The 20,679-nt window shown below is 73.4% G+C and carries 17 protein-coding genes and 2 pseudogenes; 9 read left to right on the top strand and 10 right to left on the bottom strand.

Features of this window, described 5'->3' with window-relative positions:
• Positions 1-194, top strand: a pseudogene (locus tag AB0442_RS08740) (dolichol-phosphate mannosyltransferase); the annotation flags it as partial.
• Between the two features lie 7 nt (positions 195-201).
• On the opposite strand, the pseudogene AB0442_RS08745 reads toward AB0442_RS08740, so the two are convergent.
• A pseudogene (locus AB0442_RS08745) lies at positions 202-1,334 on the bottom strand (IS630 family transposase).
• Positions 1,335-1,513: 179 nt separating this feature from the next.
• Here AB0442_RS08745 and AB0442_RS08750 point away from each other — a divergent pair.
• Entirely contained in the window at positions 1,514-2,557 is a 1,044-nt protein-coding gene (locus AB0442_RS08750; protein ID WP_366161675.1) for a YhjD/YihY/BrkB family envelope integrity protein, read from the top strand.
• A gap of 93 nt (positions 2,558-2,650) precedes the next feature.
• On the opposite strand, the gene AB0442_RS08755 is transcribed toward AB0442_RS08750, so the two are convergent.
• Positions 2,651-5,209 (bottom strand): hypothetical protein, encoded by a 2,559-nt coding sequence (locus AB0442_RS08755; RefSeq protein WP_366161676.1) that lies wholly within the window; start codon positions 5,207-5,209, stop codon positions 2,651-2,653.
• A 398-nt stretch (positions 5,210-5,607) separates the two neighbouring features.
• Between AB0442_RS08755 and AB0442_RS08760 the strand changes: the two genes are divergently transcribed.
• The 3 genes from AB0442_RS08760 to AB0442_RS08770 all read left to right on the top strand — a co-directional run bounded on the left by AB0442_RS08760 (position 5,608) and on the right by AB0442_RS08770 (position 7,762).
• The gene (locus tag AB0442_RS08760) at positions 5,608-6,336 is read left to right on the top strand and encodes a GPP34 family phosphoprotein (protein WP_366161678.1); all 729 of its coding nucleotides are present in this window, start codon (positions 5,608-5,610) and stop codon (positions 6,334-6,336) included.
• A 356-nt stretch (positions 6,337-6,692) separates the two neighbouring features.
• Positions 6,693-7,556, top strand: a complete 864-nt coding sequence (locus tag AB0442_RS08765; RefSeq protein ID WP_366161679.1) for a helix-turn-helix transcriptional regulator — start codon at positions 6,693-6,695, stop codon at positions 7,554-7,556.
• Positions 7,553-7,762, top strand: coding sequence for a DUF397 domain-containing protein (locus AB0442_RS08770; protein WP_344626388.1), 210 nt, complete (start codon positions 7,553-7,555; stop codon positions 7,760-7,762). The genes AB0442_RS08765 and AB0442_RS08770 overlap by 4 nt, the downstream gene beginning before the upstream one ends.
• A 32-nt stretch (positions 7,763-7,794) precedes the next feature.
• Here the strand turns inward: AB0442_RS08770 and AB0442_RS08775 are convergent, their stop codons facing one another.
• Entirely contained in the window at positions 7,795-8,892 is a 1,098-nt protein-coding gene (locus tag AB0442_RS08775; protein ID WP_366161681.1) for an ADP-ribosylglycohydrolase family protein, read from the bottom strand.
• A gap of 353 nt (positions 8,893-9,245) precedes the next feature.
• On the opposite strand from AB0442_RS08775, the gene AB0442_RS08780 reads away from it, so the two are divergent.
• The 3 genes from AB0442_RS08780 (at position 9,246) to AB0442_RS08790 (ending at position 12,365) form a co-directional block, all read left to right on the top strand.
• On the top strand, positions 9,246-10,472 hold the full coding sequence (locus AB0442_RS08780; RefSeq protein WP_366161682.1) for a DUF2092 domain-containing protein: 1,227 nt from the start codon (positions 9,246-9,248) through the stop codon (positions 10,470-10,472).
• A 98-nt stretch (positions 10,473-10,570) separates the two neighbouring features.
• Positions 10,571-11,497, top strand: coding sequence for an ABC transporter ATP-binding protein (locus AB0442_RS08785; RefSeq protein WP_344626390.1), 927 nt, complete (start codon positions 10,571-10,573; stop codon positions 11,495-11,497).
• Positions 11,484-12,365: an ABC transporter permease gene (locus tag AB0442_RS08790; RefSeq protein ID WP_366161683.1), complete on the top strand. Its 882-nt coding sequence runs from the start codon at positions 11,484-11,486 to the stop codon at positions 12,363-12,365. The genes AB0442_RS08785 and AB0442_RS08790 overlap by 14 nt, the downstream gene beginning before the upstream one ends.
• 36 nt (positions 12,366-12,401) lie before the next feature.
• Here the strand turns inward: AB0442_RS08790 and AB0442_RS08795 are convergent, their stop codons facing one another.
• The 3 genes from AB0442_RS08795 to AB0442_RS08805 all read right to left on the bottom strand — a co-directional run bounded on the left by AB0442_RS08795 (position 12,402) and on the right by AB0442_RS08805 (position 14,926).
• Positions 12,402-12,842 (bottom strand): hypothetical protein, encoded by a 441-nt coding sequence (locus AB0442_RS08795; RefSeq protein ID WP_366161684.1) that lies wholly within the window; start codon positions 12,840-12,842, stop codon positions 12,402-12,404.
• 177 nt (positions 12,843-13,019) lie between these two features.
• Positions 13,020-14,027: an EamA family transporter RarD gene (gene rarD, locus AB0442_RS08800; RefSeq protein ID WP_366161685.1), complete on the bottom strand. Its 1,008-nt coding sequence runs from the start codon at positions 14,025-14,027 to the stop codon at positions 13,020-13,022.
• Between the two features lie 98 nt (positions 14,028-14,125).
• Entirely contained in the window at positions 14,126-14,926 is an 801-nt protein-coding gene (locus AB0442_RS08805) for a TetR/AcrR family transcriptional regulator (protein WP_366161686.1), read from the bottom strand.
• 69 nt (positions 14,927-14,995) lie between these two features.
• On the opposite strand from AB0442_RS08805, the gene AB0442_RS08810 reads away from it, so the two are divergent.
• Positions 14,996-15,652, top strand: coding sequence for a DUF5701 family protein (locus tag AB0442_RS08810; RefSeq protein WP_366161687.1), 657 nt, complete (start codon positions 14,996-14,998; stop codon positions 15,650-15,652).
• 61 nt (positions 15,653-15,713) lie between these two features.
• Here the strand turns inward: AB0442_RS08810 and AB0442_RS08815 are convergent, their stop codons facing one another.
• The 4 genes from AB0442_RS08815 to AB0442_RS08830 all read right to left on the bottom strand — a co-directional run bounded on the left by AB0442_RS08815 (position 15,714) and on the right by AB0442_RS08830 (position 20,636).
• Positions 15,714-16,757: a 2-oxoacid:ferredoxin oxidoreductase subunit beta gene (locus AB0442_RS08815; RefSeq protein ID WP_366161688.1), complete on the bottom strand. Its 1,044-nt coding sequence runs from the start codon at positions 16,755-16,757 to the stop codon at positions 15,714-15,716.
• Positions 16,754-18,724 carry a 2-oxoacid:acceptor oxidoreductase subunit alpha gene (locus tag AB0442_RS08820; RefSeq protein WP_366161689.1) on the bottom strand — a complete coding sequence of 657 codons (1,971 nt, stop codon included), beginning with the start codon at positions 18,722-18,724 and terminating at the stop codon, positions 16,754-16,756. The genes AB0442_RS08815 and AB0442_RS08820 overlap by 4 nt, the downstream gene beginning before the upstream one ends.
• Before the next feature lie 174 nt (positions 18,725-18,898).
• Positions 18,899-19,561, bottom strand: coding sequence for a response regulator transcription factor (locus AB0442_RS08825; protein ID WP_366161690.1), 663 nt, complete (start codon positions 19,559-19,561; stop codon positions 18,899-18,901).
• A gap of 61 nt (positions 19,562-19,622) precedes the next feature.
• Positions 19,623-20,636: a polyprenyl synthetase family protein gene (locus tag AB0442_RS08830; protein ID WP_366161691.1), complete on the bottom strand. Its 1,014-nt coding sequence runs from the start codon at positions 20,634-20,636 to the stop codon at positions 19,623-19,625.
• Positions 20,637-20,679: the final 43 nt, after the last annotated feature.

Consider the following 20,679-nt stretch of genomic DNA (forward strand, 5'->3'; position numbering starts at 1 on the left):
ACGGCAACTCCAAGATGAGCCGCAACATCGTCGTCGAAGCCCTCTGGCGCGTCACCACCTGGGGCATCGGCTCCCGCATCGACAAGATCACCGGCGCGGTCTCCGGTGCGGTCGCCGGCGGAGCGAAGAACGCGGGCGGGAGCGCGGGCGGGAGCGCGGGCGGGAGCGCGCGCAGCAAGGCGGACGCGAACTAGTGCCGCATCAGGCAACGTTCGCCCTGGTGACGACTTCGCGTAGCCGTTCGTCGGCGGCGTGCTTGTTCCGCCAGATGATGTAGCGGCGGATCATGCTGCCCTGCTCCTTGTGGCTGGAGTGGTCGGTGCCGTCGAGGGCGAAGTAGCGCAGGGCGGTGAACTGGGCCTCGATCCGGTTGAGCCAGGAGCTGTTGGTCGGGGTGTAGGCGATCTCCACGTTGTTCGCCACCGCCCACGCCCCGACCCGCTGGCAGCGCTTGGTCGTCAGGTGCGGCGAGTAGTTGTCGCAGATGATCGCGATGTGCATGTCCGCCGGGTGCAGCGATCGCAGGTAGCGGCAGAATTCCAGGAACTTGGAGCGGTTCTTGGTCTTCTTGACGTGGCCGTAGAGCTGGTCCTTGCCGAGGTCATAGGCGGCGAACAGGTGCCGGACCCCGTGCGGTCGGGTGTAGGTCGCCCGTCTTCGGGGCCTGGGATCACGGTCGGGGTCTTTGTGGCGGCCGCCTCGCTCCGCCCACTGCCGGCCGGGGTGGGGCTGGAGGTTGAGCGGCCCGAACTCGTCGAGACAGAAGACGACTTCGGGCTCACCTTCTTCGGGTATGACCTCGCCGTCGGCGATCGCGTAGAGGTGTTCGACGCGGGCCTTCTTGGCCGCGTAGTCGGGATCCTTCGAGGTCTTCCAGGTCTTCACGCGTTGAAAGGAGACGCCCTCCTCGCGGAGCAGGACCCGAAGGCCCTCGTGGCTGATGTCGTCGACCACCCCCTCGGCGACCAGGAAGTCGGCCAGCTTGGCCAGGCTCCAGGTCGAGAACGGCAGGCCGTGCTCGGCCGCCTGGACCTGGCGATCTTCTTGATCTCCCGGCGTTCGGGCAGCGTGAAGGTCCTCGGCCGACCGCCCCGGTACTTCGGATAGAGCGAGTCGAAGCCGTCGGCGTTGAAGTTGTGGATCACGTCGCGGACCCGGTCGGGGCTGGTGAACGTCACCTCGGCGATCTTCGCCACGGGCATGCGCTGGGCGGAGAGCAACACCATCTGGGCCCGCCGCCAGGTGACCACCGAACCGGTGCCCCGGCGGACGATCCGCAGCAGTCGTCTGCCCTCGTCGTCATCGATCTCCCGGACCTGTACGCGTTCAGCCACGTGATCATTCTGACCGCCCGGAGCCACCAGCCGCAGCATCCGGGCGCCTCGTCACAAGAGGGCGAAGGTTGTCTGATGCGGCACTAGGCCCTCGCCCGTCGGAGCGGGTGCGGGGCACCACCGGCGGGGCGAGCATGGGGCTGGGTCACGCAGGGTGCCCGCTCGCGGAGGGAGCCGGTGTGGCAGCGTCGCAGCAACCGGGGATGCGGGCCAGGGCGGCCGAGAAGGCCAGGTCGCTCAAGGCGGTACCCGACCGCGTGCCGCTGATCGGCCGCGCGCTGCACCAGGTCGTCCGGGTCAATCTGCTGGACTGCGCCACCCGTCTGGCCGCACAGGCCTTCCTGAGTGCGCTGCCCGCGCTGATGGCACTGGCGGTGTTCGCCCCGGCCTCGATCAAGGAGGGCGTGGTCTCGTCCCTGCGCGAGCAGCTCGGCCTGAAGGGGGCGGCGCAGCAGCAGGTGGCGCAGTTCCTGGACACCGGGCACGACGACGGGGTCTCGCAGAGCTTCGGCGCGGTGGGCGTGATCATCACCCTGCTGTCCGCGACCGCGCTGAGCCGCGCCGTGCAGCGGGTGTGCGAACGCTGCTGGGAGCTGCCGAAGGCCTCGCACCGGATCACCGCCTGGCGCTGGCTGACCTGGCTGCTGGTGTGGCTGGTCGTGCTGGTGTTCCAGCACGCGCTGCACGACGGCTTCGGCGCGGGTCTGTGGCTGGGCATCCCGCTGACCTTCGTGATGGACGCCGCGCTCTGGTGGTGGACGCAGCACCTGCTGCTCGCCGGGCGGATCGCCTGGCGGCTGCTGCTGCCGGGCGCGCTGCTGTGCGGGGTGGCCGTGGTGGGGGTGGCCGCGGCGGCCGCGGTGTACCTGCCGCACGCGGTGACGCAGAGCGTCAGCCGGTTCGGCCCGTACGGGGTGGTGTTCACGCTGCTGTCCTGGCTGATCGTGATGTTCACCGCGGTGACGTTCGCGATCGCGCTGGGCCGGGTGCTGACGCAGGAGCCGGGGGTGGCGGCGCTGCTGGGCGTCGAGCCGACCGCCCCACCGGGGTCCCTGGCGGGCACCGGGACGGCGGGAGCACCGGCGGGCGCGGGGTCGGCCGGAGGGGCCGGAGGGGCCGGCACGACGGGTACGGCGGGAACGGCCGGAGCCGGGCCGGGGGCCGCGGGGGAACAGAACGGCGGCTCCCCGCCGGGCTCCGCGGCGGGCCCGGCCCCCGGTTGAGGCGCCGGACACGGCGAGGCCCCGCCGTTCCCGCCACGAGGGCGGGGACGGCGGGGCCTCGGTTCCGGTCCGCGGGTGTCCGGTCCGCAGGTGTCAGAGGATGCGGGTCAGCCTCGACAGGATGGACGGCGGGGCCAGGTCGCCCTGCAGGGTGACGGGCACCTCGATCCGGCCCTCGCCCTCGCCCGCGGAGAGGGTGCCGACCTGGGTGCCTGCCTTCACGGTGTGGCCGAGCTTGGTGGCGTCCAGGGTCAGCGTGGCGGTGATGCCCGACCAGCCGGCGACGGTGAGCTCCTTGGCCGCGACGATCGGCACCGAGCCGCCGAGTCCGTCTTCGACCCGGCCCACGACCTGGCCCTGCTTGGCGAGGGTCTCGCCCCGGAGGCCGTTCTGCACCGACTTGATGATCTTCAGGCTGGGCGCCTGGGCGACCTTGGCCAGGTCGACGCCGGCGACGGCCGGCTGCCGCAGGGTGACGCCGATGATCGTCCGCTTGGTGCCGCCGATCTCCTTGACCGCGGCCCACATCAGCGCGGACTGCGCCGCGGTGGAGGAGCCCGTCTTCACGCCGATGACGCTGCCGCGCTCGGTGAAGACCAGGTCGTTGGTGTTCGGGATGCGCACGTTGTTGTACCGCATCTCCGGCTCGGCGACGATCTGCCGGAAGACGTCGTCCTGCATGGCCTTCTCGGCCAGCTTGAGCTGGTCGGTCGCGGTGCTCTTGGTGTCGTCGTTGTAGCCGGCCGGGTCGGCGTAGGTGGTGCTGCCCATGCCGAGCTTGGCGGCCTCGGCGTTCATCTTGGCGACGAAGGCCTCCTCCGAGCCGGCGTCCCACCGCGCCAGCAGCCGGGCGACGTTGTTGGCCGAGGGCAGCATCAGCAGCTCCAGCGCCTGGTACTGGCTGAGCTCCTGTCCCTCGGTCAGCTGGGCGCGCGACTGGTCCTTGTCGGTGGACTCGGTGGCGGCCGCCTTGTCGACCTTGATCTTCGGGCCGCTCTCGCCCTTCTTGAGCGGGTGCGCCTTGAGGATCAGGTAGGCGTTCATCACCTTGGTGACACTGGCGATGGACACCGGCGTCTGCTCGCCGGAGGTGCCGACGGTGCCGACCCCGATCACCGCGGCGGCGGACTGGCCCTTGGCCGGCCAGTCCACGGCGAGCTGGTCGCCCTGGAAGGTGAAACCGGTGGGCAGGCCGAGCTCGGTCTCCGGGTCCGGGAGCGGGCGCAGCAGTTGGACGACCACCAGGATGCCGAGCACGAAGGCGAGGAAGACGCTCCAGATCGCCGTCCGCTTGGCGGCGCGGCGCAGCGGGCTGGCCGGACGGGCGCTGAGGGTGGCGAGCACCTCCATCGCCTCGATGGTGTTCTCCGGCAGCGGGACAGGCGCCGGCACGGGGGCCGGGTCCGGCGCGGACAGCGGAGGCGGAGGCGGCGGCGGGGTCGGGGTCGGCCGGGACTCCGGACGTGCCGGGGCGGGGCGGGGCTCCGGCTCGGCCGCAGGGGCCGAGGCCGGGCTGCCGGCCGGCTTGCGGGTGTCCTTGAGGGCGGCACCGGCCACCTCGCGGCTGTCCCGCATGGCGAGGCGCGGGTCGGTGGACTTCCCCGAGGGCTTGTCGGGGTCCTCGGCCGGGGCGGCGGGAGAGGCGCCTGCGGGCGTACGGGCCTCGGGAGGCAGGCGGAGCGCGCGGGTCGCGTTGTCGACGCGGAGGCGCAGCGCGCGGGTCGCGTTGTCGACGGGGGCGGCGGCCTCCGGGCCCTTCGCGGGCTCCTTCTCGCTCTCGCCCTCGGCCGCACCGGCGTCGGTGCCGGCGTCGCCGTCAGTGCCGGTGCCGGTGTCGGTGTCCTTGTCGGCGGCCGGGGCAGCGGTCTTCTCGCCGGCGGTCTTCTCGCCGGCGGCCGGCGCCGACGGGGCGTCGGCGGCCTTGCGGGCCTCGGCGGGGAGCCGGAGCGCGGTGGTGGCGTCCGGGGCGGGCGTCGCCGCGGACGCCTTCCCGGCGGCGCTCTTCTCCGCGCCGTTCTTGTCGGCGCCGTTCCCCTCCACACCGCTCTTCTCCGCGCCGCTCTTCTCGGCGGGCTTGCGGGTCGCGTCGGCGGGGAGCCTCAGCATGGTGGTCACGTCGCTCGGCGGCTGGTCGCCGACCCCGGCGACCTCGGCGGCCTTGGCGGAGCCGGCGGCGGGGGCGGGGGCGGCGGCCTTCCGGACCTCCGGGGGGAGACGCAGTGCGGTGGTGGCGTTGTCCACCGGCAGCCGGAGCGTGGTGGTGGCCTTGTCCCCGGCCGGAAGGCGGAGGTGGACGGTGGAGCCGCCCGCAGCGGCCGCCGCGACGGCGACCTCCTCGTCGGAGTCGGAGTTGGAGTCGGAGTCGGAGTCGGCACCGGAGTCGGCGTCACTGTCGGCGTCCGCGTCCCCGTCGGACGCGCCGTCGTCCTCTGCTTCCCCGTCGGACACCGCTTCCCCGTCGGACGCTTCCTCGCCCTCGGACGCTGCGTCGCCGTCCTCGTCCTCCGGCCGGTCGGCCGCGGCGTCACCGGCGTCCGGCTCCGCAGCCTCCGGCTCGGCGGCGTCGGACCCGGCAGCCTCCGGCTCGGCGGTGGCCGCGGGCTCGGTCCGGTCCGCGGACTCGGGAGCCTTCGCCGGCTCGGTGCTGCGCACCGGTGCGGTCCCCTCCTTCGTCTCCGAACCCTCGGCCGCCCCGTCGCGCCGCCCTGTGTCGGGGGACTCGCCCACTGACCCTCTCCTCCTCGTCCGCCCGGCGGACCGGCTGCCCGCCTCGGCCGGCGGGCCGAGGGCCGCGCCGATCCTTCATTTTTTCCTACGGGTTCTCGTCCCGTCGGGATGTCTGTACAGTCTCCGCCACCGGTGGCGCGTCAGTCGCGCACACCCCGCCCGACCGGCCGTTTTTCTGCCCGTCCGGGCCCGTCCCCGGCTCAGACGCCGGGCCGCGGGGCACCGGTTCCAGCCTGCCGTGCCAAGGTCACGATTCGGAGGCGTACTCGACAAGCCTGTGTGAGAGGCGTCACGCTGTCTGTCATCCACGCGGGGAGGCTTGGATGGGCAGGAGCCGCAGAACAATTCCCGAGGAGCTGTTGCTGCTCGCACTGGACCCGGCCACGGGTACCACTGCGCAGCCCCAGACCCTCGACCTCGGACTCGCCGGGGCACAGCTGGTCGAGCTGTCCCTGGCCGGACGCATCGCCCCGGACGGGGACCGGATCGCCGTGGTTCTCGCACGGCCGACCGGTGATCCGACCCTCGACCACGCCCTGGAACTGCTGCGACGGCGCGGCAGTGCGGTCCGGGCGTCGCACTGGATCGGCGGGCCCCGGTTGGGCCTGCGGCAGACGTACCTGGCGCACCTGGAGCGCTGCGGCATGGTGACCGCCGTGGCGGGCCAGATGTGCGGAGTGCTGCCGACGACGCGTTACCAGGCGTCGGACGACTGCACCAACGCCGCGATCAAGCAGCGTCTGGACACCGCGATCCGCACCGGCGTGCCGCCGGACCCGCGGACGGCCGCGCTGGCCGCGCTGGCGCACGCGGTGGGTCTGGGCAAGCACCTCTACCCCGGCAACGAGGGCCGTTCCTCGCGGTCCCGGCTGCGGGACCTGATCCGCTACGACCCGCTCGGCGGGATGGTGGCGCACGCGGTGATGGACGTGCAGAACGGTCTGCCGGCCCAGCAGAACCGCGGTGCGGCCCCGGCGGCGGGCGGGCGTCCTGCGCCGGCGAGGCCGGCCGCGGGCGGGCACCCGGTCGTCACCCGGGTGGGCGCGCGTTGATCGGCCCGCGCCGTAGGTGAGTGCGTGAGGGGCGGCCCGTCCGGCAGGAAGACTGCCGGACGGGCCGCCCCTCCGCGTGTCACCCGCCGTCCGGGCGTTCGGGGCGCCGTGGCGGGGTAGGAGTGCGGACACCGCGCCGGGGCGGGCTTTTACCGCGCGCGACGACCAAGTGCAAGGCATGCCATCCCGATTACACACTTTTCCGATGATCTGTTCTAGTCCGCTGGGAGGATTCGCCCGCATGGAGCAGAGACAAGATGGCATGCTCTCCACGTCAGGGGGGGTTGGTACCAATTTCCACACTGTTCCGAGGCGCAGCGCTGCCGTCTGTGCCAGAGGTCCGGCCGGAGGTCGATGTGTCCGCCAGCGTCAATCCCACCGTGCGCCGCCGCAGGCTCGGCGCCGAACTCCGGCGCCTGCGCGAGCTCAAGGGCATGACCGCGGAGGAGGTGGCGGGCCGCCTGATGGTCTCCCAGTCGAAGATCAGCCGGCTGGAGAACGGTCGGCGCAGCATCAGCCAACGTGACGTCAGGGACCTGTGCGACGTGTACGAGGTGACCGACGAGCGGGTCCGCGCCGGGCTGATGGAGATGGCCCGCGAGTCCCGCCAGCGCGGCTGGTGGCACGAGTTCGGCGACATCCCGTACAGCGTCTACATCGGTCTGGAGGCGGAGGCCTCCTCGATCCGGGCGTACGAGTCCTCGTTCGTGCCGGGACTGCTGCAGACCCGGGAGTACGCGGCGGCCGTGGTCGCCGGCACCTTCCCGGACTACGACGCCCAGGCGGTGCAGCGCCGGGTGGAGGTCCGGATGAAGCGTCAGCTGCGGATAGACGGCGACAGCGAGGACCGGCTCGGCAGCCTGTGGGTCGTCATAGACGAGGCGGTGCTGCGCCGCGAGGTCGGCAGCCGGGCGGTCATGGCGGACCAGCTGTGCCAGCTGCTGGTGCTCAGCGAGCGGCCGTACATCAACCTTCAGGTGATCCCGTTCAGCCACGGGGCGCATCCGGGCATGAGCGGCACATTCTCCCTGATGGAGTTCCCCGAGTCTGCCGATTCGACCGTTGTCTACTTCGAAGGGGTGACGAGCGATCTCTACCTGGAGAAGGAGGCCGACGTGCGCCGCTATACCAATCTGTATGACCACCTGCGGGCCGCGGCGCTCAGTGTCGCGGACAGTCGGTCACTGATGCACACCATTGCAGAGGGGTTCAAGCAATGACCACCACGTCCACGACCAATCTGACCTGGCGCAAGAGCAGCCACAGCGGCGGCAACGGCGCCTGTGTGGAGATCGCCGTCCCGGACACCCGCTCGATCGCGGTACGCGACTCCAAGGACCCTGAGGGCCCCCGACTGGAGTTCTCGAACGCCGCCTGGGCCGCCTTCACCACGGCCGTCGCGGCGGGTGCCTTCGGCGAGGTCTGACGGCGGTGCCGCGACGCGCTACCCGGCGGTCCTCACCCGACCGGGTAGCGCTCCGCCCAGCCCGCGGTGCCGTGCAGTTCGGGCCCGTGCACCAGTTCCAGCGCGAAGTCGTCCGCCATCTCCAGGATCGTGCCGCGTCCCTCCAGCTCCGCCACCAGATCGGCGGGCAGCGCCGTCTCCCCGTGCAGCGCGCCCAGCAGGTTCCCGCAGATCGACCCGGTGGAGTCGCTGTCGCCGGAGTGGTTGACGGCCAGCAGCAGCCCTGACCGCACGTCCTCCGCCACCAGCGCGCAGTAGACGCCGATGGCCAGTGCCTCCTCCGCGACCCAGCCCTCGCCGAGCGCCTCGACCCGCTCCGCGGTGGGCTCGCCGGCCCGGACGGCGTCCAGGGCGGCCCGCAGGGCCGCGGTGGTCTCCTCGTGCGCGGGCCGCTCGGAGAGCAGCGCCAGTGCGAGGTGCACGCCCTCCTCCGGGGTGCCGCCGCGGGCCACCGTGTGGACGATCACCGCGAAGGCGCCGGCCGCCAGGTAGCCGGTCGGGTGGCCGTGCGTCAGGACGGAGCACTCCACCGCGAGCTGGAAGACCAGGCCGGGGTCCCAGGCGGTCAGCAGGCCGAACGGCGCCGCCCGCATGACCGTGCCGCAGCCCTTGGAGTGCGGGTTGCGGGGCGCCTCGACGGTGCCCAGCTGGTCGGTGTCGGGCCCGGAGAGCCCGGTGAGGCAGGCCTGGCCGGGCGCCCGCTGGGCGTAGAGCCACTCCTGGCGGCCCAGCCAGCCGAGGTCTCCCCGGCGCTCGTCCGGGCCCCAGTCCTGCTGGGTGGCGTACCAGCGCCGGTAGGCCTTGTGGACGTCGGTCGGCGGGTGCCAGGTGCCGGCGTCCCGGCCGATGTGCGCGCGGATCAGGCCGTCCAGGGTGAACAGGCTCATCTGGGTGTCGTCGGTGACCGCGCCGCGCCGCCCGTACGCGGGCACGTAGCCGGTCACGCCGAGCGGTCCGTGCGCGGAGCGGATCTTCTCCAGGGAGTCGAACTCGATCCCGGCCCCGAGCGCGTCGCCGACCGCCCCGCCGAGCAGGCAGCCCCGGACCCGGCTGCGGAAGTCCTGCTGCTGCGCACGTGACCACAGGGGCATCACGGGTCTTCGCCTTTCGTCCGGGGCGGGCCAGCGGCCGCGGCGGGCCGGGAGCCTGCACTGTATTCGAAGAACCGTAGGGGCAGGCGCCGGGGTGGCGGACCTCCACGCCTCCGGCACCAGCCCTCCGGCCGTCCCGTGTCCGTCCCGCGGCCGCGCACGGTCCTGCCGCGCGCCGCCGCGCGCCGCCGCGGACGGGCTACGACCGGGGGCCGATCCGACCCTGAGACCGCCTCAGGGTCGGGTGCGACGACGGGCGTACCCGGATCCAGCCCTGCGGGGCGATGCCCGGACGGCCCGCAGCGCCTCTAATGGAAGGGCAAGCAAGCGACGACTCGGAGGGGTTGAACGAGATGGCGGAGCAGGAGCAGGGGGCGCCGAACCGGTCCGGCCGCAGGACGCTGGTGCGGGTGGCCGTTCCGGTCGCGGTGGTGGCGGCGGTGGCCGCCGGTGTCGGCCTGGTGCCGGCGCTGGCCAGCGACTCCGGCCCGAACCTGCCGTCGGTGACGGCGGAGCAGCTGGTGGCGAAGGCGCTGGGTTCGGACACCGAGGCGCTCTCCGGCACCGTCCAGATGAAGGCCGACCTGGGGGTCCCGTCCCAGCTGCTCGGCGCGGCGGGCGGGTTCGCGCAGGGCGCGGGCGGCTCCGGTGCGCCCGGCGGTTCCTCGGGTTCCGGCGGCGCGCAGCCGCAGGCGAAGCTGGCGGAGCTACTGGCCGGCCAGCACACCCTGCAGGTCGCGGTGGACGGACCGGACCGGCAGCGGATCGGCCTGGTGGAGGACCTGGCCGGCTACGAGCTGGTGCACAACGGCACGGACGTCTGGGCGTGGGACAGCTCCTCCAACGAGGCCGTGCACCTGACGGCCCCGCAGGGTGCCGCCGGGAAGCGGTCCGAGCGGCCGTCGGTGGCTCCGGTGACCCCGCAGGACGCGGCGAAGCGGTTCCTGGCCTTCGCCTCGGGCAGCACGACGGTCGCGGTGGACGGCACCATGACGGTCGCCGGCCGGGACGCGTACCGGCTGACGCTGACCCCGAAGGGGCAGGGCTCGACGATCGCCCGGGTGCGGATCGCGGTGGACGCGGAGCACGGGGTGCCGCTCTCGGTGCAGGCGACGGCCGCCTCCGGCGGTCCGGTGCTGGACGTGCACTACAGCAAGGTGTCGTTCGACCGGCCGGCCGCCTCGGTCTTCGCCTTCACCCCGCCGAAGGGCGCCAAGGTGACGGAGCACCGGGCCGGCGACGGGCCGGCCGGGCACGGCCTGCCGGACGGCACGTCGCTCGGCAAGCCGTCCGGGAAGCCGGCCGGCGGCGCGCCGGACGTGCAGGTGACGGGCGAGGGCTGGACGACCGTGGTGTCGACCCGGCTGCCGCTCGACGAGGTGTCCGGGCAGGCCGGCGGCCACGGCGCCAAGGGCGGGCCGCAGGGCGCGCTGTCCCTGGTGAAGGCGTTCGGCAAGCCGGTCGGCGGCGGCACGCTGATCGGCACCAAGGTGGTGAACGTCCTGGTGACGGACGACGGCCGGGTGTTCGCCGGTGCGGTGACGCTGCCGGTGCTGCAGCACGCGGCCGGGGTGAAGTAGCCGTGGCCGGCGCCCCTTCTGCGGAGCGGTCGGGCCCGGCGGAGCGGTCGGGGGGTCGGGCCTTCGCGGGCCCGGCCCCCGCCGGCGCGTCCGGGGACGTGATCCGCACCCGCGGCCTGACCAAGCGCTTCGGCGACCGGACGGCGGTGGACGGGCTGGACCTGGTGGTGCCGCGCGGCAGCGTGTTCGGCTTCCTCGGCCCGAACGGCTCCGGCAAGACGACGACGATCCGGATGCTGATGGGCCTGATCGCGCCGTCGGCGGGGTCGGCGTCGGTGCTGGGGGCGCCGATGCCGCAGTCGGTCGGCGCGGTGCTGCCCCGGGTGGGGGCGCTGATCGAGGGCCCGGCGCTGTACGGGTTCCTGTCCGGGCGGGCCAACCTGGTGCGCTTCGACGCGGCCGATCCGACCGCCGATCCGCGGACGAGGGAGCAGCGGGTGGCCTCCGCGCTGGAGCGGGTCGGGCTGTCGGCCGCGGCGGGCCGCAAGGCGCGCGGCTACTCGCTGGGGATGAAGCAGCGGCTCGGGCTGGCGGCGGCGCTGCTGCGGCCGCGGGAGCTGCTGGTGCTGGACGAGCCGACCAACGGCCTGGACCCGCAGGGCATGCGGGAGATCCGCGCGCTGGTGCGGGAGCTGGCGGCGGACGGCACGACGGTGTTCCTCTCCTCGCACCTGCTGGACGAGATCGAGCAGGTCTGCACGCACGCCGCGGTGATGTCGCGCGGCCGGCTGGTGGTGCAGGGCACGGTGGCCGAGCTGGCCGCCCGGGCGCAGGGCCGCCTGGTCGTGCGGACGGCCGACGTCGAGGAGGCCGTCCGGGTGCTGAAGGAGCACGGGGTGACGGACCTGCGGCCGGCCGACGGGTCGGTGGACGGTCTCCCGCCGGAGGGCGAGGACGCGCTGCCGGCGGTGTGCGCGGCCCTCGTCGGTGCGGGGGTGCGGGTGCGCGGCTTCGCGGTGGAGCGGGGCACGCTGGAGGACGCCTTCGTGGCGCTGACCGGGGAGGGTTTCGATGTCGCGGGCTGAGACGGTGCCGCAGGGTGCCGCGGTGGCGGCGGGCCGGCCCCGGGCGGGAGCGGCGGGGTACGCGGCGCTGTTCACCAGTGAACTGGCGATGACCTTCCGCCGGGCGCGGACGATCGCGATGCTGGGCGTCCTGGCGGCGCTGCCGGTGCTGATCGGCGTCGTGGTGCGGGTGCACACCGGCGGCAGCCGCGGCGAGGGGCCGGCGTTCGTCGCCCAGGTGACCCAGAACGGGCTTTTCCTGGTCTTTACGGCCTTGGCCGTCACTTTGCCCGTCTTCCTGCCGATGACGGTGGGCGTGGTGGCGGGGGACGCGATCGCCGGCGAGGCGGCCACCGGGACGCTGCGCTACCTGCTGGTCGCGCCGGCCGGGCGGACGCGGCTGCTGGCGGCGAAGTTCACCGCGGCGCTGGTGTTCTGCCTGGCGGCCACCGGGGTGGTGGCCCTGTCGGCGCTGGCCACCGGGGCGGCGCTGTTCCCGCTGGGCGAGGTGACGCTGCTGTCGGGGGACGCGATCGGGGTCGGCGAGGCGCTGCTGCGGGCGGCGCTGGTGGCCGGGGTGGTCGCGCTGTCGCTGGCCGGGCTGGTGGCGGTCGGCCTGTTCGTGTCGACGCTGACGGGCAGTGGCATCGCCGCGATGGCGACCACGGTGGTGCTGGTCATCACGGTGCAGATCCTGGACGGCTTCCCGCAGTTGCACGCGGTGCAGCCGTTCCTGTTCACCCACCGGTGGCTGAGCTTCTCGGACCTGCTGCGCGAGCGCATGTACTGGGACGGCGTGCTGGAGAACCTGGGGCTGCAGGCGGTCTACGTGGCGGTGTTCGGCTCGGCGGCGTGGGCGCGCTTCACCGGACGGGACATCACGGTCTGATCCGGCCGGCCCGGCCGGACCGGGGCCGACGGCCCGTCAGCGGACGGGGACCATCCGGGAGGCGGCGGCCGCGCAGGCCAGCACCGGCAGCTGGGCGGGGGCGATCAGGAAGAGCGGCGACCACTCGGGGCAGACCAGGCGGACGCCGGCGGTCAGGCCGTACAGCCGGGCGCGGTGGGAGCCCTTGAGGTCGACCCGGTCGAGCCGGTACGGGCCGTCGAGGGTTATCGCGGGGCGGCCGTGGCGCTGCCACTCGATGCGGACGGTGCCGCCGCTGGGGGTGCCGGTGACCAGCAGGTCGCCGCTCTCGGCGGCGTCGAGCTCCCGTCGGACGGCGGGCAGGCGCAGGGCCGCGCCGCGGGCGAGGAGGTCGTCGGCGGCGTCGTGCAGCGTCTGGGCGGCGCGTCCTGGACTCGTGGCGACACGGCGGAACGGCCGGGCGAGCTGCCCTGTGAGTTGACCCGTGAGGTGGACCATCACAACCCTCCTGTGGCCGTGCGGGCGCCCGCACAGAACGGGGTTTCCGTCGGCCGGCGGCGGTGGCACCCCGGACGTTAGCAGTCCGAGACCTGGGTTGAGGAGATCCGGCGGGGACTTCTTCACAGCGGGATTCCCGGTGCGAACGACCCCTGCGCGGAGCGCGTTCGAACGGTCTCAGCGGGTGACGGCCGAGGCCGTTCCGGGGGTGGTTCCGGGGGTCTCGGGGACGCCGTCCGCGGGCAGTGCGGCGGCTGCCGCGGCCGCTGCGGCGAGGGCGGCCCGGTCGGCCCGGATCCGGCGCAGCGCGTCGAAGGTGAGGACGGCGAGGGCGGCCCAGACGAGGGCGAAGCCGGCCCAGCGGGCGGGCGGCATCGACTCGTGGAAGACGGCGATCCCGATGAGGAACTGGAAGACCGGTGCGAGGTACTGCAGCAGGCCGAGGGTGGTGAGCGGGACGCGGACGGCGGCGGCGCCGAAGCACAGCAGCGGGACGGCGGTGATGAGGCCGCTGATCATGAGCAGCCCGGAGTGCGCCCAGGCGGAGCTGCCGTCGACGGCGTGGCCGAAGCTGCCCTCGCCGCGCACCTGCAGCCAGATCAGGAAGCCGAGGGCGAAGGGGAACATCGCGGCGCTCTCGAGCGCGAAGCCCTCCATGCCGCCGAGGGCGACCTTCTTCTTCAGCAGGCCGTAGGTGGCGAAGCTGAGGGCGAGGGCGAGGGCGATCCACGGGGGCCGGCCGTAGCCGACGGCGAGGACGACGACGGCGAGGACGCCGATCCCGACGGCGGCCCACTGGGCGCGGCGCAGCCGCTCGCGCAGCAGCAGGACGCCGAAGGCGATGGTGACGAGCGGGTTGATGAAGTAGCCGAGGCTGGTCTCGACGACGTGGCCGGAGTTGACGCCCCAGATGTAGACGCCCCAGTTGACGGAGACCACCGCGGCGGCCAGGCCGACCATGGCGAGGCGGCGGGGCTGGGCGAGCAGCGGGCGGATCCACGCCCAGCGGCGCTGGACGAGCAGCATCAGGAGCACGGCGACGAGCGACCAGACCATCCGGTTGGCGAGGATGTCGACGGCCCCGGCGGGCTCCAGCAGGGGCCAGAAGAGCGGGAAGAGGCCCCACATGCCGTAGGCGGCGGCGCCGTACCAGAATCCGCGGCCGGTGTCGTGCTCGTCCTTCATGCCGCTCCGTCCCTCACGCGCGCAAGTACCGGCTCGACGGTAGCGGCGGAAGCGGAAGATGTCACGCCCGTATCCACACTTTGGTCATGACAGTTGCCTTACGCACCCGGTTCCGGGCCGGGGTCTCCCCCGCGGCCGCCCGCGGGGTCGAGCGCGGCCAGCCCGTCGAGCACCCGTTGCAGGCCGAAGGCGTAGGCGTGGGCCGCGCTGGAGGCGGCGCCGTGGGCCTCGCCGGCCGCGGTGCCGATCCGGGCGGCGGTCGGGAAGCGCCCGGGGTCGAAGACCTTGGCGAGCAGGTCGGCGTTGCCGGCCCACCACTGCTCGTCGCTCATCGCGCTCTCCTGCTCGGCGGCCCGCTCGTCGGCGGCGGCCCGGGCACAGCTGTGCACGAAGCCGAGCACGAAGGAGAGGGCGGCGTCCGTCTCGACGTCGCCGAGGCCGAGCCCTTCGAGGGCGCACAGCTCGTACTCGTACTTGGCCATCAGGCCGGGGCCGAGCGGGGGGCGGCCGGTGGCGACCTCCGCGACCCAGGGGTGGGCGGCGAACAGGGCGGCGTTGTCGTCGGCGACGGCGGCCGTCCGGGCCCGCCAGCCGCCGTCGGCGGGGGTGCGGCGGGGCATGGCGGCGTAGACGGTGTCGAGCATGAGGTCGAGGAGTTCGGCCTTGCCCGGCACGTAGGTGTAGAGCGCCATCGGGGAGAGGCCGAGCCGCTGGGCGACGGCGCGCATGGTGACGGCGGCGACGCCCTCGGCGTCGGCGAGGGCGATCGCGGCGGCGGCGATCTCGGGCACCGTCCTGGCCTGCCGGGGGCCGCGGCGGCCGGGCCGCTCCTCACCCCCGCCCCAGAGCAGCGCGAGGGTGCGCGCCGGATCACCTGCACTGCTGCGGTCGCTCGACATGGCCGGAATTCTCCCACCGCTTTTCTCCGTACTATGTATAGTGTACGTCGTACGGAGAATGGGAGGCGCATGACTGCGTTCGACGGAGAGTTCGACGGAGAGTTCGACGGCGGGGTCGACGGAGAGTTCGACCGACAGGTGCGGCGGCTGACCGCCCTGGGCTACCCGGCCCTGGCCGGGCTGCCGGAGGAGGGCTTCACCGCCCTGCTGGAGCCGCTGCGCGCGGCCGCCGGCCCCGGCGCACCGCCGGAGGGCGGCCGGGTGCCGTTCGTCCTGGTGGTGACCGGGGAGGTGGTGCCGATCGAGAAGGTGGTACCGCTGACCACGCTCGCCGGCCGCAAGCGCCCGGGGGTCGTGGACCGGCACTACCCCGAGGGCGACCTCGCCCGCTTCGCCCCGACCGTGGCGCTGCCGAACGGCCGGGCCTACCTGCTGCTGGACGTCGACCGCGGCGAGGAGTTCTGCGGCGCCGTTCCGCGGGACGCGATGGCCGTGGTCGCCGACCGCGGCCGCACCCCGCTGACGATCGAGGAGGGCCTCGCCCTGGTCGTCCAGTACCCGGAGCTGCTCGCCACCAACAAGTGCTTCTCGCTCGGCGCCTCGCGCTGCGGCGACCGCCGGGTGCCCGCGCTGTGGATCAGCAAGGGCGCCCCCAAGCTCGGCTGGTGCTGGGAGGGCAACCCGCACAGCTGGCTCGGCATGGCCTCCGCGGGCGGCCGGGCCTGAGGCCGGAGGGGCGCACCGCGGGCCCCGGGGGTGCACCCCCGGGGCCCGCGCCGACGTGCGGTCAGACCACCGTCCAGGTGTCGTTGCCGGTGAGCAGGGCGCCCAGGTCGCCGGGGCCGCGGTCGGCGGCGGCCCGCTCCAGCTGTTCGGCCATCAGGTCGTCGTAGACCGGCCGCTCGACGGAGCGGAGCACCCCGATCGGGGTGTGGTGCAGGGTGTCGGCGTCGGCGAGCCGGGTGAGGGCGAAGGCGGTGGCGGGGCCTGGGGTGTGCGCGTCGTGGACGAGCACCTCGGCCTCGTCCTCCGGGGTGACGGCGGCGACGGCGAGTTCGCCGCCGGGGCCGCGGAAGACGCCCTGGTCGGTGCCGAAGCGGATCGGCCGGCCGTGTTCGAGGCGGATCAGCGCCTCGTCGCGGGTGCCGGGCTCCTTGAGGACCTCGAAGGCGCCGTCGTTGAAGATGTTGCAGTTCTGGTAGATCTCCACGAGGGCGGTGCCCTGGTGCTCGGCGGCGGCGCGCAGCACGGACTGCAGGTGCTGGCGGTCGGAGTCGATGGTGCGGGCGACGAAGGTGGCCTCGGCGCCGATCGCCAGCGAGAGCGGGTTGAACGGCGCGTCCAGGGAGCCCATCGGCGTGGACTTGGTGATCTTCCCGACCTCGCTGGTGGGCGAGTACTGGCCCTTGGTGAGGCCGTAGATCCGGTTGTTGAACAGCAGGATCTTCAGGTTGACGTTGCGCCGCAGGGCGTGGATCAGGTGGTTGCCGCCGATGGAGAGCGCGTCGCCGTCGCCGGTGACCACCCAGACGCTGAGGTCGCGCCGGGAGGTGGCGAGGCCGGTGGCGATCGCCGGCGCTCTGCCGTGGATGGAGTGCATCCCGTAGGTGTTCATGTAGTACGGGAAGCGTGAGGAGCAGCCGATGCCGGAGACGAAGACGGTGTTCTCGCGGCGGACGCCGAGTTCGGGCATGAAGGACTGGACGGCGGCGAGGATCGCGTAGTCGCCGCAGCCGGGGCACCAGCGGACTTCCTGGTCGGTCTTGAAGTCCTTGGCGCTCTGCGGACCGTCGGCCTTGGGCACCAGGGAGAGCGATCGGAATTCGGTCATCGCTGGTCCTCCGCGTCGAGGGTGCCGATCGCCGCGTGCAGCACATCGGCCAACTGGGCGGCCTTGAAAGGAAGTCCGCGGACCTGGTTGTAGGACTGGGCGTCCACGAGGTACTTGGCGCGCAGCAGCAGCGCGAGCTGGCCGAGGTTCATCTCGGGGACGATGACCTTGTCGTAGCCGTGCAGCACTTGGCCCAGGTTGGCCGGGAAGGGGTTGAGGTGGCGCAGGTGGGCCTGGGCGATGCGGCCGCCGTCGGCGCGGACCCGGCGCACGGCGGCGGTGATCGGCCCGTAGGTGGAGCCCCAGCCGAGGACCAGGACCCGGGCGTCGCCGTGCGGGTCGTCGACGTCCAGCGGCGGGACCTCGATGCCGTCGACCTTGGCCTGCCGGGTGCGGACCATGAAGTCGTGGTTGGCCGGGTCGTAGGAGATGTTGCCGGTGCCGTCCTGCTTCTCGATGCCGCCGATCCGGTGCTCCAGGCCGGGGGTGCCGGGCACCGCCCAGGGGCGGGCCAGGGTGCGCGCATCGCGCTTGTAGGGCCAGAAGGCGCGGCTGCCGTCGGGCAGTTCGTGGTTCGGCTCGGTGGCGAAGTCGACGGCGAGGTCGGGCAGTTCGTCGACGGCGGGGATGCGCCAGGGTTCGGAGCCGTTGGCGAGGTAGCCGTCGGAGAGCAGGAAGACCGGGGTGCGGTAGGTCAGCGCGATCCGGGCCGCCTCCAGGGCGGCGGTGAAGCACTCGGCGGGGGTGGCCGGGGCGACGACGGGCACGGGTGCCTCGCCGTTGCGGCCGAACATCGCCTGCAGCAGGTCGGCCTGCTCGGTCTTGGTGGGCAGGCCGGTGGACGGGCCGCCGCGCTGGATGTCCACGACCAGCAGCGGCAGTTCGAGGGAGACGGCCAGGCCGATGGTCTCCGACTTGAGGGCGACGCCGGGGCCGGAGGTGGTGGTGACGCCGAGCGCGCCGCCGAAGGCCGCGCCGAGGGCGGCGCCGATGCCGGCGATCTCGTCCTCGGCCTGGAAGGTCCGCACGCCGAAGTTCTTGTGCTTGGACAGCTCGTGCAGGATGTCCGAGGCCGGGGTGATCGGGTAGGACCCGAGGAACAGCGGCAGGCCCGAGCGTGTCGAGGCGGCGATCAGACCGTAGGAGAGCGCCAGGTTGCCGGAGATGTTGCGGTAGGTGCCCGAGGGCAGTGCGGCCGGGGCGATCTCGTAGGAGACCGCGAAGTCCTCGGTGGTCTCGCCGAAGTTCCAGCCTGCACGGAAGGCCAGGATGTTGGCCTCGGCGATGTCCGGCTTCTTGGCGAACTTCTGCCGCAGGAAGGTCTCGGTGCCGCCGGTCGGGCGGTGGTACATCCAGGAGAGCAGGCCGAGCGCGAACATGTTCTTGGCGCGTTCGGCGTCCTTGCGGGCCAGGCCGCTCTCCTTGAGCGCCTCCAGCGTCAGGGTGGTCAGCGGCACCTTGTGCAGCCGGAAGGCGTCCAGCGAGCCGTCGGCGAGCGGGTCGGCGGCGTAGCCGACCTTCGCCAGGGCCCGCTTGGTGAACTCGTCGGTGTTGACGATGATCTCGGCGCCGTGCGGCACGTCGGGCAGGTTGGCCTTGAGCGCGGCCGGGTTCATCGCCACCAGCACGTTGGGGGCGTCGCCGGGGGTCAGGATGTCGTGGTCGGCGAAGTGCAGTTGGAAGCTGGAGACGCCCGGCAGGGTGCCGGCGGGTGCCCGGATCTCGGCCGGGAAGTTCGGCAGGGTGGAGAGGTCGTTGCCGAAGGACGCCGTCTCCGAGGTGAAGCGGTCACCGGTGAGCTGCATGCCGTCGCCGGAGTCCCCGGCGAACCGGATGATCACCCGGTCGAGCCGCTGGGTGGGCTTGACGGGACGCCCCTGCCTGGCCGAAGGAGGCGCCGAGCCGGCCCGGCCCTCGCCCCCGTCCGAGCCGTCCACTGCCTCTGACTGATCGACCTGACTGGTCACTGCCGCGGACCTCCTCGTGGGCGCCAGCCGCGGGCGTGAGCCGTGTGCCCCGTCCGCCTGGTGCACCACTCGCATCCTAAGGCGGACGGGGATCACCGGACCGGAACTCGGGCACGTGGAGTCGCTCGATGCGCCATCTTCGATCGCCGGGCAACCGGGAGCGGACGGGTGCGGTCAGGAGTTCAGGTAGGTGAGCACCGCGAGCACCCGGCGGTGGTCCTCGGGGCTCTGGCCGAGGCCGAGCTTGAGGAAGATGTTGCTGACGTGCTTCTCCACGGCGCCGTCGGAGACCACCAGCTGCCGGGCGATCGCCGCGTTGGTGCGGCCCTCGGCCATCAGCCCGAGCACCTCGCGTTCGCGCGGCGTGAGGCCCTCCAGGACGTCCCCGCGGCGGCTGCGGATGAGCAGCTGCTGGACGACCTCCGGGTCGAGCGCGGTGCCGCCGCCGGCCACCCGGACGACCGCGTCCACGAACTCGCGGACGTCGGCGACCCGGTCCTTCAGCAGGTAGCCCACGCCGCGGGTGGAGCCGGCCAGCAGCTCGCCGGCGTACCGCTCCTCCACGAACTGCGAGAAGACCAGCACCCCGACCCCCGGGTACAGCCCGCGCAGGGTGACGCAGGCGCGCACGCCCTCGTCGGTGTGGGTGGGGGGCATCCGCACGTCGGCCACGACCACGTCCGGCAGGGCCTCGGCCTGCGCGAGGTCGTGGAGGGTCTTCAGCAGCGCCTCGCCGTCGCCGACGCCGGCGACCACCTCCAGCCCCCGGTCGGTGAGCAGCCTGGTGAGGCCCTCCCGCAGCAGGACGGAATCCTCGGCGATCACGACGCGCAGCATTGGTGACGAGCCCCCTTCGACACGGTGGGCCGCCCCCGTGACCGGCCCTCCCACCCGAAACTCACATGGTACGGATCGCGACCGCGTCGCAGAGCCCCTGCAGGGCGGCCTTGGCCGGGCACTCCGGCAGCGGGCCGAGCAGCGCGCGGGCCTCCTCGGCGTACCGCAGGGTCTCCCGGCGGGCACGCTCCAGGGCGGGGTGGCGGCGCAGCAGGCGCAGCGCTTCGCCGTGCAGCTCGTCGTCCTCGGCGAGGTCGCGGTCCAGGAGCTCGCGCAGCCGCAGGTCGGCGGGGTCGTCCTCGTCCACCGGGGTCTGCTTCAGCAGCAGCACCGGCAGGGTGGGGACGCCCTCGCGCAGGTCGGTGCCCGGGGTCTTGCCGGACTCGTGGCTGTCGCTGGCGATGTCGAGCACGTCGTCGGCGAGCTGGAAGGCGGTGCCCATGCGCTCGCCGTACTGGGTGAGGATGTCGACCATCCACGGCTCGGCGCCGGACATCAGGGCGCCGAAGCGGCAGGAGACGGCGACCAGCGAGCCGGTCTTGCCGGCGATGACGTCCAGGTAGTGCTGCAGCGGGTCGTCGGCCGGGCGGGGGCCGGCGGTCTCCAGGATCTGGCCGGTGACGAGGCGCTCGAAGGCGTCGGCCTGGATCCGGACGGCCTCCGGGCCGAGGTCGGCGAGGACCTGGGAGGCGCGGGAGAAGAGGAAGTCGCCGGTGAGGATGGCGACCGAGTTGTCCCAGCGGGAGTTGGCGCTGGGGGCGCCGCGGCGGACGGGGGCCTCGTCCATGACGTCGTCGTGGTACAGCGTGGCGAGGTGGGTGAGCTCGACGACGACCGCGGCCGGCACCACGCCGGGCGCGTACGGGTCGCCGAACTGGGCGGCGAGCATGACCAGCAGCGGGCGGAAGCGCTTGCCGCCGGCCTCGATGAGGTGGCTGGCGGTGACGGTGATGAACGGAACCTCGCTCTTCACCGCCTCGGCGAGCGCGGTCTCGACCGCGTCCATCCCGGTCTGGACGTCACGGGTCAGATCGCGGTCCTGCACGCTCAGCCCGAAGGGCCCCACGACGGTCACGAAGACCACTCCTGTCCCTGGTCGTTCCCAGCGGCCTGGTCCC

Origin of the sequence: Kitasatospora sp. NPDC085895, from assembly GCF_040702125.1 — a bacterium.
Taxonomy (GTDB): domain Bacteria; phylum Actinomycetota; class Actinomycetes; order Streptomycetales; family Streptomycetaceae; genus Kitasatospora; species Kitasatospora arboriphila.